Below are 12,533 nucleotides of genomic sequence, written 5' to 3' on the forward strand. Positions count from 1 at the left end.
TCCCATGACCCGACGGGAAACCCCCCACGCTCAGATTCGGCGGGCCACTTCCGTCGCCCAGTACGTGAGAATCAGGTCCGCCCCGGCGCGTCGGATCGCGACCAGCGACTCCATGATCGCCCTGTCGCGGTCGATCCAGCCGTTGGCGGCCGCGGCCTCGATCATCGCGTACTCGCCGCTGATCTGGTAGGCGGCGACCGGCACCTCGACCGTGTCGCGGACCTCGCGCAGGATGTCGAGGCAGAGGAGAGCGGGCTTGACCATGACGATGTCGGCGCCCTCGGCGAGGTCGAGCCGTACCTCGCGCAGGGCCTCGCCGCGGGGGCCCGCGGGATCCTGCTGGTAGGCCTTGCGGTCGCCGAAGTCCTTGGGCGTCTCGACCGCGTCGCGGAAGGGCCCGTAGAAGGCGGAGGTGAACTTCGCCGCGTAGGCCATGATCGGCACCTGTGAGAAGCCGGCCGCGTCGAGACCGGCCCTGATCGCGCCGACCTGGCCGTCCATCATGCCGCTCGGCGAGACCATCTGGGAGCCCGCGCGGGCCTGCGCGACGGCCATGGAGACGTAGCGCTCGAGCGTGGCGTCGTTGTCGACCTCCCCTTCGGGGGTGAGGATGCCGCAGTGCCCGTGGTCGGTGACCTCGTCGAGGCAGGTGTCCGCCATGACCACCAGCGCGTCGCCCACCTCGGCCACCACGTCGCGCAGCGCCCGCTGGGTGATGCCCTCGGGGTCGTCGGCCGCGCTGCCGTGGGAGTCCTTGACCGCGGGGATGCCGAACAGCATGACGCCGCCCACCCCGGCCTCCGCGGCCTCGTGGACGGCCTTGCGCAGCGAGTCGCGGGTGTGCTGGACGACACCCGGCATCGAGCCGACCTGCTGCGGCTCGGCGATGCCCTCCTTGACGAACGCCGGCATGATCAGCTCAGCCGGGTGCAGCCGCGTGCTCGTCACCATCCGCCGCATGGCGGGCGTACGGCGAAGCCGCCGCGGACGGGCGGCCGGAAACTCAGCGGTCATGGGGGTCCCCCTACTTGGTGCGCCTGCGCGCGCCCCTGCGGTTCTGCGACGGCCTGCGCGGGATGTCGCCCGCCTCCAGCGCCGCCTGCCTCTGCTTACGACCGTACTCGGCCAGCGCGGCGGCCAAGGCGGAAGCGGAAGGTTTGTCGGCCATGACGTCGACGCGCAGCCCGAACTCCTCGGCCGTCTTGGCGGTCTGCGGGCCGATGACCGCGATCACCGTGACGTTGTGCGGCTTGCCCGCGATGCCGACCAGGTTGCGGACCGTGGAGGACGAGGTGAACAGCACCGCGTCGAAGCCGCCGCCCTTGATCGCCTCACGGATCGGCGCGGGCGGAGGAGCGGCGCGCACGGTCCTGTAGGCCGTGACGTCGTCGCACTCCCAGCCCAGCTCGGTCAGGCCCGCGACCAGCGTGTCGGTGGAGATGTCGGCGCGTGGGAGCAGCACCCTGTTGATCGGGTCGAGCATCGAGTCGTAGGGCGGCCACTCGGCGACCAGGCCCTCGGACGACTGCTCGCCGGTGGGAAGCAGGTCGGGCTTCACACCGAACTCGACCAGCGCCTGCGAGGTGGCGTCGCCCACGGCCGCGACCTTCAGCCCCGCGAAGGCGCGGGCGTCGAGACCGTACTCCTCGAACTTCTCCCGCACCGCCTTGACGGCGTTGGCGCTGGTGAAGGCGACCCACTCGTAGCGCCCTGTGACCAGGCCCTTGATGGCGCGGTCCATCTGCTGGGGAGTGCGCGGAGGCTCGACCGAGATGGTCGGGACCTCCTCGGGCACCGCGCCGTAGGAGCGCAGCTGCTCCGACAGGCCCGCGGCCTGCTCCTTGGTGCGCGGCACGAGCACCCGCCAGCCGAACAGCGGCTTGGTCTCGAACCACGACAGCTGGTCGCGCAGGCCGACCGCCTCGCCGACCACGATCAGCGCGGGCTCGGTGAACCCCGCGTGCTTGAGGTCGGGCTGCAGCCTGGCGAGGGTGGTGGCGACCGTGTACTGCTCGGTCGTGGTGCCCGCGCTGCTGACGGCGACGGGCGTGGCGTCGGGCTTGCCGTGCGAGATCAGCGCCTTGCCGATGGCGACGGCCTGCTCGATGCCGTTGTAGATGACCAGCGTGCCGGGGCAGGCGGCGTGGGAGGCCCAGTCCTGCTCCTGCGCGGCGTCGACGATCCTGAACTCGGGCACGTCGGAGGCGGGAGGGATGCCGGCGTACGTGAGCACGGCCGTGGCGGGCGGCACGCCCGGCACGATCTCGAAGTCCACCTCCGCGGCGGTGCAGGCCGCGACCTCCTCGGTGATCGAGGAGAACAGCATCGGGTCGCCCTCGCACAGGCGCACGACGAGCTGGCCGGCCTTGGCACGCCTCACGAAGTCGCCCTGGACGACCTCGACGCCCTCCTTGCAGTGCTTGAGCAGCGGCTCGAAGGCCTCCTGGTCGAGCACGACGGCGTCGGCCCTGCCCAGCAGCTCGGCGCCGCGCAGCGTAAGGAGGCCCGCGTCGCCTGGACCCGCGCCCACGAAGGCGACGAAAGCGGAGGTTGGACTATCGGAGCTCAATGGGATTGCTCCCCCATCAATCTGTCGGCCCCCTCGGCGATCATGGCGGCCGCGAGATCACGGCCCAGCTCCATGGCCTCCGAAGGAGAACCGGCGGCGGACTTGCGCACCGCTTCGCGGCCGTCGAGCGAGACGACCACTGCGGTCAGGTTCAGCGTGTGCCCGTCATCGAGGGCGAAGGCGCCGACCGGGGCCGAGCATCCCGCCTCGAGAGCGGACAGCACCGCGCGCTCGGCCGTCACCGCGGAACGGGTCCGCGGGTCGTCGAGCACGCTGAGGAAGTCGACCAGGTCAGACCGGGTCGAAAGGCACTCTACGGCCAAAGCGCCCTGCCCAGGTGCGGGCAGCAGCTCTTCGACTTCGAAGATTTGGGAGATTTCTCCCTGCCTGCCGATGCGGGTCAGGCCGGCGGCGGCCAGAACGACGGCGTCGAGCTCGCCCGAGGTGACCCTGCCGATGCGGGTGTCGGCGTTGCCACGGATCGGCACGTAGTCGAGGTCCTGGCGCAGCGCGCGCAGCATCGCGATGCGGCGCGGCGACCCTGTGCCCACCTTCGCGCCAGGGGCGAGGTCGGCGAACTTCGTCCTGCCCACCAGCGCGTCGCGCACGTCGTGGCGCTCGGGAAGCGCGGCCAGCGTGAAGCGAGGATCCTGCTTGGTCGGCAGGTCCTTCAGCGAGTGGACGGCGAAGTCGATCTCACCCTCGACCAGCTTGTCGCGCAGCGCGCTGACGAACACGCCCGTGCCGCCGAGCTGCGACAGCTGGGCCTTGGTCACGTCGCCGAACGTCGTGATGCCGACCAGCTCGATCTCCCTGCCGGTCTTCGCCGTGTAGAGATCGGCGATCATCTGCGACTGGGTCGTCGCCATGAGGCTTCGACGGGTTCCCAGCTTCACAGGTCCACCCTCCTCACGGCCTCAGGCTTCTTCGGATCCAGATCGAACAGCTCACGCAGCGCTTCCGCATAATGATCGCCCGCCGGTGAGGTGGCGAGCCGCTTGACACGCACAGTCGGCTCGTGGAGCAGTTTGTCCACCACACGCCTCACGGTCTGCTCCACCTCGTCGCGGGCCCTGCCCTCGAGCTCGGGCAGGCGCATCGTCAGCCTGCCGAGCTCGGCCTCGACCACCTCGGCGGCCTTGCTTCGCAGCGCCACGACGGTCGGGGTGACACGCGCCGCGCGCTCGGCCGAAAGGAACGTGTCGAGCTCCTCGGCCACCAGCGCTCTCACGGCGTTCACGGGGCCGCTCTCGGCCGCCCCCACGCCCGACTCCCTGATGGTCTCCAGGTCGACGAGGGTGACGCCGGGCAGCTCCCTGACCGAGGGGTCGATGTCGTGAGGGAGCGCCAGGTCGAGCAGGAAGACGGGGCCGCCCAGCATCTCCGGCGTGATCGTGTGGTGGCCCGCGCCCGTGCAGGAGATGACGAGCTCGGCGTCCTGCAGCTCCCGCTGGACCTCGGACAGCTCGACCGCCCTGCCGCCGACGGTCTCGGCCAGCCGTACGGCCTTGTCGAAGGTGCGGTTGGCGACCACGACGTCGGTGACGCCCGCGCGCGCCAGCGTGGCGACGGCCAGGCCGCTCATCGCGCCCGCGCCCACCACCAGCGCCCGCCTGCCGGTCAGCTCGCCGGCGAACGAGAGGCCCGCGGTGACCAGCGACGCGCCCGCGCGGTCGATGCCGGTCTCGGCGTGGGCGCGCTTGCCGACCCTCAGCGCCTGCTGGGCCAGCTCGTTCAGGGTCGCGCCGACAGTGCCGTGCTCCTGCGCCAGCCTGAGCGCCTGCCGGGTCTGCCCGAGAATCTGGCCCTCACCGACGACCATGGACTCCAGGCCCGCGGCGACGGAGAAGATGTGCTCGACCGCGCGGTCCTCGTAGTGCACGTACAGGTGCGGCGTCAGCTCCTCCACCGGCACGCCCGAGTGCACGGCGAGCAGGTTGGTGATCGAGGTCAGCGCCGGGTGGAAGCGGTCGACCGCGGTGTAGACCTCGACCCTGTTGCAGGTCGAGACCACCATGGCCTCGGCGACGTTCACCTCGGTGTGCACGTCGTGCAGCAGCTTGACCAGCGCGTCCCCGGAGACCGACACGCGCTCCAACAGAGCCACCGGAGCGCTCCGGTGGCTGAGCCCGATAACAAGAACGCTCACTGGCTGTCCACGGCCATAAGTGGCCCCCCACTCATCCGATCCGTTTTGCGCTGCTCGTGGAACGCAAGGATCTGCAGCTCGATCGATAGGTCGACCTTACGGACATCGACAGTGTCAGGCACCGAAAGCACGACGGGGGCGAAGTTCAGGATGCTCGTCACTCCGGCCGCGATCACCCGGTCGCACAACTCCTGTGCCGCGGCCGCTGGGGTGGCCAGCACGACGATCGAGACCCCGCGCCTCTTGATGACGGCTTCCAGCTCGTCGATGTGCTCAACATTCAACCCCGCTATGTCGTCGCCCACGATTTCGGGGTCGGCGTCGAGCAGCGCGGCGACCCTGAACCCGCGGGAGACGAAGCCGCCGTAGTTGGCCAGGGCGCGGCCGAGGTTACCGACTCCGACGATGGCGACAGCCCAGTCCTGGGTCAGGCCGAGCTCGCGGGAGATCTGGTAGACGAGGTACTCCACGTCATACCCCACGCCGCGGGTGCCGTACGAGCCGAGGTGCGACAGGTCCTTGCGGAGCTTGGCGGAGTTGACGCCCGCCGCGGTCGCCAGGTCCTCTGAGCTCACCGTGGCGACGCCTCGCTCGGCCATCCCGTTGAGCGCCCGCAGGTACAACGGCAGTCTGGCCACCGTCGCCTCAGGGATGCCGCGGTCACGCGGTTGGGACTGACGCATCACGTGCCGGGGCTCCTTGGAACTTGCGCGATCGGTATTGTGGCCGTCTTTCAGACTAATCCCTTTGTGAACCGACGCACAAAGTCGTGGCTATCGTGGGGGCATGCACCAGATCACATTGCTGGGCAAGCCCGGCTGCCATCTCTGCGACGACGCCCGCGCCATCATCTCCAGGGTGGCGGGCGAGCTGGGGGTGCCGTGGGAGGAGATCGACATCAACTCCTCGCCCGAACTGACCGAGAAGTACTGGGAGATGATTCCCGTCACACTGGTCGACGGCGTGCAGCACGACTTCTGGAAGGTCTCCGAGGCGCGCCTGCGCGCGGCCCTGACCGGCTGACCCTCCGTACGGCGGACCCGCTCACAGCTGGAAGGCCGTCGGGAGCGGCACCACCTTCGCGGCGTTGACGTTGAGCTCGATGACGTTGGTGGCGAGCACCATCGACTGGCGTTCGGTGAGGAAGCGCTCCACGTGCGGCTGGCGCTGGTGGTCGACGTAGGCGACCTCGTCGCGGTAGAGCTCGTAGACGATGCGCTGCAGCGGGGCCGACTTCACCGCGTGGCAGGCGTAGATCAGCGTGTCGGGCTCGCCTCGCCGTACGGCGTCGACGGTCTCCTCCGCCAGCCTGTCGAAGGCGTCGCCGGAGCCGTCCATGATCGTGAACACGGTCAGCAGGCCGTAGATGTTCGGCGAGGGGCGGGAGGAGCCGACGGGGGCGGGCACGGTCTGGGCACCCGTGTTGCCGCCGAAGAGGGGGTGCTCCGCGCCGGGGCGGTTGTCGGTGCCCGGGTAGATCTCCGCGCCGGGGTAGAGCGAGCCGGTGCCCGGCATGCCGTACTCGGGCTCCCTCGCGGCGTCTCTGGGGCCTCTGCCGTAGCCGTGGGAGGTCGCCAGGCCCTCGGGCACGCCGAACATGCCGGTCTCGGGCGCCACCTGGGGAGCCTGCGGTTGCGGGACGCCGTGGGGGCCTGTCTGCGGGCCCACGGCCTGGTGGGCCCCCGTGTGGAAGCCGTTGCTCTGCGGCCCGCCGTGCCGGCTCTGGGCCGGGCTGTTGTGGGGCAGGGGCGCGTCGGCGCCGTCGGCGGACATGACGTAGCCGGTGGCGGGGCCGGCGGAGAAGGCGTCGGAGGGGGGCGACATGCGGGCGGCGTAGTCGATCTCCTGCTCGCCGGCTCGGTACTCGGCCACCAGATCACCCAGACCCGACCTGCGGGGCTGGACGGCGGGCGCCTGGGCAGGCGCCTGGGCGGGCTCCTGAACGGCCCTGCGCCCCGACGGGCGCGTGTCCCACTGCTCGTCCTCGATCTCGTCCTCATCGTCGTCGTAGGGCGCGAGCGGGCGCAGCACGGTGTACCAGACAGCGGCGGCGGCGACCAGGAGCAGCGCGACGGTGAAGACGGCCGGCACGCTGAAGCGCACGGCGCCCACGAGAGCGATGCCGCTGGGCCCGATCACCAGGGCGGCGTGCATGTTGTCGGTGTCGTACTCGTCGCCGCTGCGCCAGCGCAGGCCCGCCACGACCAGGCAGCCCAGCATGGCCAGCCCGACCAGGGCGTGCACGCCCGTCAGGACGGAGCTCGCCACCAGGCCCCAGTGGCCGGCCGAAGGCAGCGTCTCCTGCTCGAACTTCGCCTCTCCGAGGATCGGGTCGAGGATGATGATGTAGGTGGCGACGATGGTGACGGCGCTGCCGAGCAGCCAGGTGGCGAAGCTCGCCCTGCCCTTCTCGGCGAGCAGCTGGATCAGGCCGATGGCCAGCCAGAGCGGAGCGAGCAGGGCGCCGAACATCTGGTAGAGCCTGAAGGTAAGGGCGCCGAACGACGTGACGCCGCCCAGGCCGATCACAGCCAGTGACACGCACAGCGCGACCGCCGCGACCGTCCAGGCGATCAACCAGCCTTCGCGCTCTTCCTGGAGGCGGCGCACCAGGGCGTACGCGGCGATCCCTGCGAGCAGAGCGCCGGCGAACGCGATCACTGCGACGAGGAGTTCCATGGTGCCCCCAATGCTGCCGGACATCACCTCCCAACCGGTAGCCGAAGAGGGAAGCTGGTTGGTCCACACGGTATCCGCCGGTTACAGGTAGTCATGCCGTGCCCAGTGTGGATTGTGGAATTTCCAGTTGATTTCTAGAGTGTTCGAGCACGCCGCACCCCTTACCCCTAGGGATACCGGATGCCTGAATCGTGGTCGTTCGCCGGGCTACTTCCTCCAGCGGCCGTTGGAGGAGCACGGACGAGCGAGCTTGCCGTGCGCGAAGACGCTCAGGAGGCGGAGTGCGGTGAGCTGCGCGCGCTGGTCCTGCGGGCGAAAGCCGGCGACAGCGACGCCTTCGGAACGCTCTACGACCGCTATCTGGACCTCGTCTACCGCTACATCTACTTCAGGGTCGGCTCCCATCCTCTCGCCGAGGATCTCACCAGCGAGACCTTCCTCCGCGCTCTTCGCCGGATCGGAGACTTCACCTGGCAGGGCCGTGACTTCGGCGCGTGGCTCGTGACCATCGCGCGGAACCTGGTCGCCGACCATTTCAAGTCAGGCAGGTACCGCCTGGAGGTCTCGACCGCCGAGGTGCTGGACGTGCCGCTCGAAGGGGCGCACATCCCGGAGAACGCCGTCGTCACGGCGATCATCAACGACCGCGTACTGCGAGCCGTCAGGGATCTCAATCCCGAGCAGCAGGAGTGCGTGGTGCTGAGGTTCTTGCACGGCCTGTCACTCGCGGAGACCGCACTGATCATGGGGAAGAAGAGTGGAGCGATCAAAGCGCTGCAGTTCCGTGCGATTCGATCGCTGGCCAGGGCCCTCAAGCCCGATCTGGCGTAACCTCACCCGGCGGCAGGTCGTTAGGCAAGTATCACCAACAGATCACCATCCGGGGGCGGCAGGGAGCGTTCATGGGTAGGTCGCGGCAACGGCGCCATGATGACCTTCTGCGCCAACTCACCGACCTGGGGGACAACCTCCCGCTGGGCCCGGGTCCCGATCCGGCGTTCAGAGCGAGGCTGCGCGAGACCCTCATGGCCGAGTCCTTCGCCGCGCCCGTTCCCGAACGGCGCGGCCAACGGCGAAGGCAGGGGCTGTGGCAGCGACGATGGCTGACCCCCGCCCTGTCTGCGGGCATGGCGATGGTGATGGTGCTGTCCGTCATGGTGACCTCCAGGTCGGTGCCTGGCGACATGCTCTACCCGCTCAAGCGGGCGGCCGAGGGCGCGATCAGCGAGCTCAACCCCGACAAGGCCGGTGGCGAACTGGAGGCCGCCGCGCAGCGGGCGGAGGAGCTCAGGGCGCTGCTCGACGCGGGCGGGGGCGGCCCGCACGTCGGCGCCACCCTCCAGGAGATGGAGGAGAGCACGCGCTCGGCCATGGAGCGGATGGACAGAGCCGCCCCCCGCGACCAGGAGAAGATCAACCAATTCGTCGAGGAGCAGCACAAGGCGGTCGATCCCATGCTGGAGCGGCTCAACGACGTGGATCAGGAGCAGGCCAGCGGCTACCTCGACTACATCGACGGCCTCAGACTGCCGCCTGGCTAGCCGCACGTACGACGCGGAGCGCGGGCTTCGGTAACGTGTGCCGGTTAAGCTGTCAGGCTATGAGGCGGCTACTTCGACGGCAACGTGCGACCGAGGCGGAGATGGCCGGAGAGGTGGCGGCAGCCGCCGCCGTGGCCACGCTCCCCGCCGATCCCGACCTCCAGGCCGCCGCCTTCTTCGACGTGGACAACACGATGATGCGCGGCGCGTCCATCTACCACTTCGCGAGGGGCCTTGCCACCCGCGGCATGTTCACCTCGTCCGACCTGATGAAGTTCGCCGTCGGCCAGGCGGTCTTCCGCCTGCGCGGCAACGAGAACCCCGAGCACATCGCGGTGGCGAGGGAGACGGCTCTCGCGTTCGTCGCCGGCAGCAAGGTCGAGGACGTCGTACGGCTCGGCGAGGAGATCTACGACGAGGAGATGTCCGACCGCATCTGGTCCGGCACCCGCGCCCTCGCCCAGTCCCACCTCGACGCGGGGCAGCGCGTCTGGCTGGTCACCGCCACCCCCGTCGAGCTGGCGAGGGTCATCGCGCAGCGGCTCGGGCTGACCGGCGCGCTCGGCACCGTCGCCGAGTCGCGCGACGGGGTCTACACCGGCAGCCTGGTCGGCGACCTGCTGCACGGCCCCGCCAAGGCGGAGGCGGTGCGCGCGCTGGCCCGACGTGAGGGCCTCGACCTGACCCGTTGCACCGCCTACAGCGACTCGGCCAACGACCTGCCGATGCTCTCGCTCGTCGGGCACGCGGTGGCGATCAACCCCGATTCGGAGCTGCGCGAGCACGCGAAGAAGCACGGGTGGCCGATCCGCGACTACCGCACGGGGCGCAAGGCCACGCTGACCGCGCTGCCGATCGCGGCGGGGCTGGGCGCGGTTGCGGGCGGCATCGCCGCCGGCATCGCCCTCCGCCGCCACTACCGCTCCACCTGACCGGCCGGGGCCGCCGTCGGGCCGCGGCTCCAGGCTCTCAGCCTCCCTGCCTGCACCGTTCCAGCAGCGAGGAGAGTTCGGCGCTGACCACCGAGGGCCGCTCCAGCGCCAGCATGTGCCCCGCCCCCCGCACCACGACCAGCCGGGCGGACGGCAGCGCCTCGGCGATCCTGTGGCTGTGGGCGAGCGGGGTGAGGCGGTCGTGCTCGCCGACCATGACCACTGTGGGCACCTCGCCGAGCGCGGACAGCGCCGCCAGCTTGTCGTGGACGGCCATGCCGTGGAAGAAGCCCGCCATCACCGCGGCGGGCGTGGCCGCGACCATGCGGTTGACGAAGCGGAGGTGCTCGGCCCTGGGGCCGAAGGCCATGTAGCGGGTCAGGGGCAGCGTGGTGACAGGGGTGATCAGTGGGTCCCTGAGCGCGCCCATGACGCGTGGGGTCACCCTCGGCGCGAGCCTGCCGAACAGCCCGGGCAGGCCGTACGTGCTCTCGGCCAGCCGCCCGGACGACGTGCTGACCAACGCCGCGCCGACGACGCGCGAGCCGAACAGCTCGGGACGGGCGGCGGCCAGCCCCATCACCGTCATCCCGCCCATCGAGTGCCCGACCACCACCACGGGCAACCCGGGCGGCACCACGGAGGAGATCACGACGTGCAGGTCCTCGCCGAGCTGCTCGATCGTGCAGCAGTCGGGAGGACCCGCGGTCGAGTCGCCGTGGCCTCGCTGGTCGTAGGAGACGAGCATGGCCCTGCCCGCCAGCGCCTCCCGCTGGAAGTGCCACGAGTGGCGGTTGAGCACCCAGCCGTGGGCGAACACCACGGCGCAGGCGGGCGACTCTGGCTCGTCCACCTCGACGGCCAGCCGTACGCCGTCGGGGGTGGTGACGGTCAGAGCCCGCCCGCGCAGCGGCTGGGGCACAGGGGCCCTCCGCAGGCGTGCCGCGGCCCCGATGGCCACACCTGCCAGCACCCCCGCGGCGACCTTCCACGCTGTCATGCCGCCGACGATAACCTTTGCTGGACTTATCGTCCAATAGGCTGGTCGTCGGCGAGCTTCCCGAACAGCCGATCGGCGTCGGGCTGCTTCCACACGACCCGGTTGCGGTCGCGGGGGTCCGGGACGATGGGCACGATGTGAAAGGAGATCTTGGCATCCGCCATGCCCCTCGCGATGGCGGACATCTCCTCCACCCCCAGCCCCTCGTCGGTGACGACCGACTCGTTCGCGACCTCGATGAAAGCGCCGATGCGCGTGGGATCGCTCCCGAGCTTCCGCACGAGGGAGGTGAGCAGTTCCTGCTGTCGCTCGATGCGCTCCAGGTCGCTGCCGTGGCCGTAGGCGCGCAGCCTGAAGTAGCCGAGCGCCTGCTCCCCGTTGAGCTCGTTGACGCCCGCGGGAAGCTTCAGCTTCGACTTGGGGTCGTCGATCGGTTCCGGCACCTCCACGCGGACTGTCCCGACCGCGTCGACCAGCTTCTTGAACCCGGCGAAGTCGACCTGGACGGCGTGGTCGATCCTGAGGCGGGTGAGGCTCTCCATGGCCTTCCACGTGCACTGGAGACCGCCCTGGTTGAGCGTGCCATTGATCATCATCACCCCGCCCCGCTGTCCGCCGCAGGCCGGGACCTTCACCATGGAGTCGCGCGGGACGTTCACGGCCGCCGCCGACTTCCCGTCGGCCGACAGGTGCAGCAGGATCAGTGTGTCGGCCCTTGCTCCCGAGTCGACCCTCGAGCTGTACGGGCCGTACCTGGCGTTGCCCTCCCCGTGGCGGGTGTCGGAACCGATGAGCAGCACGTTGAGCGCCTGGTTCGCCTTGGCGGGGCGAGCCCCCGCCGGCGCGGGCACCGTACGGCCCGCCAGCGTCTGCTGGCCGCCGACCAGCACCATCGGCACGGCGACCGCGGCCGCCGTGGCGGCGGCGGCCAGCCCCAGCACCGGCCAGCCGCCCAGCCTGAACCTGCGGCGGGGCGAGGCCCTGTAACGGTCGCGCTGGCGGGCCAGCGACGCGGGCGGCTCGTGCTGCAGCTCGTGCCCGAGGTCGCGGAGCATCCTCAGATCGTCCATGGTCACTCCTCCTCGTTCATCGGGTTGGTGTCGCCGAGGGCCGCGCGCACCTTCTTGCGGGCCCTGTTCAGCCGGGAGCGCACGGTCCCGACGGGGATGGACAGCGCCCGCGCGACCTCCTCGTAGGACAGGTCGCCCCAGGCGACCAGCAGCAGCACGTCCCTGTCTCTGGCGGGCAGCGCGGCGAGGGCGGCGGCCAGCAGCGGCCTGGCGGCCCGCGCCGTCACCCCCGTCACGACGCGCTCCACGTGCGACTCCGACACCCCGTCGTGCGGGGCGCGCAGCAGCGCCCTGTACCGGGCCGCCTCACTGCGGTGATGGCGCGACAGGAGCTTGGTGACGATCCCGAACAGCCACGGTCTCGCGTCCGTGTAGGAGGGGTCGTAGCTCTTGCGCTTCGCGAACGCGATCAGGAACGTCTCACCGACCAGGTCCTCGGCCGGTTCGGGCCCCAGACGTTTGGAGACGTAGCGGTAGAGCATCGCCGAATAGCGGTCGAACAGCTCGGCGAACTGCTCGGGGTCGATCAGGGAACTTCGGATCAGCTCGTCGTCCCTGACTCTGACGTGGGTTGGCGCGGTCAACAGGCCGCC

General features: G+C 70.3%; 13 protein-coding genes. 4 read left to right on the forward strand and 9 right to left on the reverse strand.

Annotation, left to right across the window (positions count from 1 at the left end):
* Nucleotides 1–30: 30 nt before the first annotated feature.
* From hemB to ABFX55_RS34385, 5 genes are read right to left on the reverse strand one after another with little or no spacing between them, the layout of a single operon-like run.
* A complete protein-coding gene (gene hemB, locus ABFX55_RS34365; RefSeq protein ID WP_346126869.1) occupies nucleotides 31–1,014 on the reverse strand; it encodes a porphobilinogen synthase in 984 nt (327 codons plus the stop codon).
* Nucleotides 1,015–1,024: 10 nt separating this feature from the next.
* Nucleotides 1,025–2,530 carry a bifunctional uroporphyrinogen-III C-methyltransferase/uroporphyrinogen-III synthase gene (locus tag ABFX55_RS34370; RefSeq protein WP_346126871.1) on the reverse strand — a complete coding sequence of 502 codons (1,506 nt, stop codon included), beginning with the start codon at nucleotides 2,528–2,530 and terminating at the stop codon, nucleotides 1,025–1,027.
* 35 nt (nucleotides 2,531–2,565) lie between these two features.
* Nucleotides 2,566–3,465, reverse strand: a complete 900-nt coding sequence (hemC, locus tag ABFX55_RS34375; RefSeq protein ID WP_346126872.1) for a hydroxymethylbilane synthase — start codon at nucleotides 3,463–3,465, stop codon at nucleotides 2,566–2,568.
* Nucleotides 3,462–4,718: a glutamyl-tRNA reductase gene (locus ABFX55_RS34380; protein WP_346126874.1), complete on the reverse strand. Its 1,257-nt coding sequence runs from the start codon at nucleotides 4,716–4,718 to the stop codon at nucleotides 3,462–3,464. Before ABFX55_RS34380 ends, hemC begins: the two co-directional genes overlap by 4 nt.
* Nucleotides 4,715–5,401 (reverse strand): redox-sensing transcriptional repressor Rex, encoded by a 687-nt coding sequence (locus ABFX55_RS34385; protein ID WP_183660269.1) that lies wholly within the window; start codon nucleotides 5,399–5,401, stop codon nucleotides 4,715–4,717. The genes ABFX55_RS34380 and ABFX55_RS34385 overlap by 4 nt, the downstream gene beginning before the upstream one ends.
* 103 nt (nucleotides 5,402–5,504) lie before the next feature.
* On the opposite strand from ABFX55_RS34385, the gene ABFX55_RS34390 reads away from it, so the two are divergent.
* Nucleotides 5,505–5,741, forward strand: a complete 237-nt coding sequence (locus ABFX55_RS34390; RefSeq protein ID WP_183652120.1) for a glutaredoxin family protein — start codon at nucleotides 5,505–5,507, stop codon at nucleotides 5,739–5,741.
* A gap of 21 nt (nucleotides 5,742–5,762) precedes the next feature.
* On the opposite strand, the gene ABFX55_RS34395 is transcribed toward ABFX55_RS34390, so the two are convergent.
* The gene (locus ABFX55_RS34395) at nucleotides 5,763–7,397 is read right to left on the reverse strand and encodes an antibiotic biosynthesis monooxygenase (protein WP_346126876.1); all 1,635 of its coding nucleotides are present in this window, start codon (nucleotides 7,395–7,397) and stop codon (nucleotides 5,763–5,765) included.
* A gap of 180 nt (nucleotides 7,398–7,577) precedes the next feature.
* On the opposite strand from ABFX55_RS34395, the gene ABFX55_RS34400 reads away from it, so the two are divergent.
* From ABFX55_RS34400 to ABFX55_RS34410, 3 genes are all read left to right on the forward strand, one after another.
* Complete coding sequence (locus ABFX55_RS34400; protein WP_183652126.1) at nucleotides 7,578–8,228, forward strand: sigma-70 family RNA polymerase sigma factor; 651 nt, start codon at nucleotides 7,578–7,580, stop codon at nucleotides 8,226–8,228.
* A gap of 71 nt (nucleotides 8,229–8,299) precedes the next feature.
* A complete protein-coding gene (locus tag ABFX55_RS34405) occupies nucleotides 8,300–8,938 on the forward strand; it encodes a DUF5667 domain-containing protein (RefSeq protein ID WP_346126878.1) in 639 nt (212 codons plus the stop codon).
* 59 nt (nucleotides 8,939–8,997) lie between these two features.
* Complete coding sequence (locus ABFX55_RS34410) at nucleotides 8,998–9,870, forward strand: HAD family hydrolase (RefSeq protein WP_183652132.1); 873 nt, start codon at nucleotides 8,998–9,000, stop codon at nucleotides 9,868–9,870.
* A gap of 37 nt (nucleotides 9,871–9,907) precedes the next feature.
* On the opposite strand, the gene ABFX55_RS34415 is transcribed toward ABFX55_RS34410, so the two are convergent.
* From ABFX55_RS34415 to ABFX55_RS34425, 3 genes are read right to left on the reverse strand one after another with little or no spacing between them, the layout of a single operon-like run.
* A complete protein-coding gene (locus ABFX55_RS34415) occupies nucleotides 9,908–10,870 on the reverse strand; it encodes an alpha/beta fold hydrolase (RefSeq protein WP_346126880.1) in 963 nt (320 codons plus the stop codon).
* Nucleotides 10,871–10,896: 26 nt separating this feature from the next.
* A complete protein-coding gene (locus ABFX55_RS34420; protein WP_346126882.1) occupies nucleotides 10,897–11,940 on the reverse strand; it encodes an LCP family protein in 1,044 nt (347 codons plus the stop codon).
* 2 nt (nucleotides 11,941–11,942) lie between these two features.
* Complete coding sequence (locus ABFX55_RS34425; protein ID WP_346126884.1) at nucleotides 11,943–12,524, reverse strand: RNA polymerase sigma factor; 582 nt, start codon at nucleotides 12,522–12,524, stop codon at nucleotides 11,943–11,945.
* Nucleotides 12,525–12,533: the final 9 nt, after the last annotated feature.

Origin of the sequence: Nonomuraea roseola, assembly GCF_039535395.1 — a bacterium.
Classification (GTDB): Bacteria; Actinomycetota; Actinomycetes; order Streptosporangiales; family Streptosporangiaceae; genus Nonomuraea; species Nonomuraea roseola.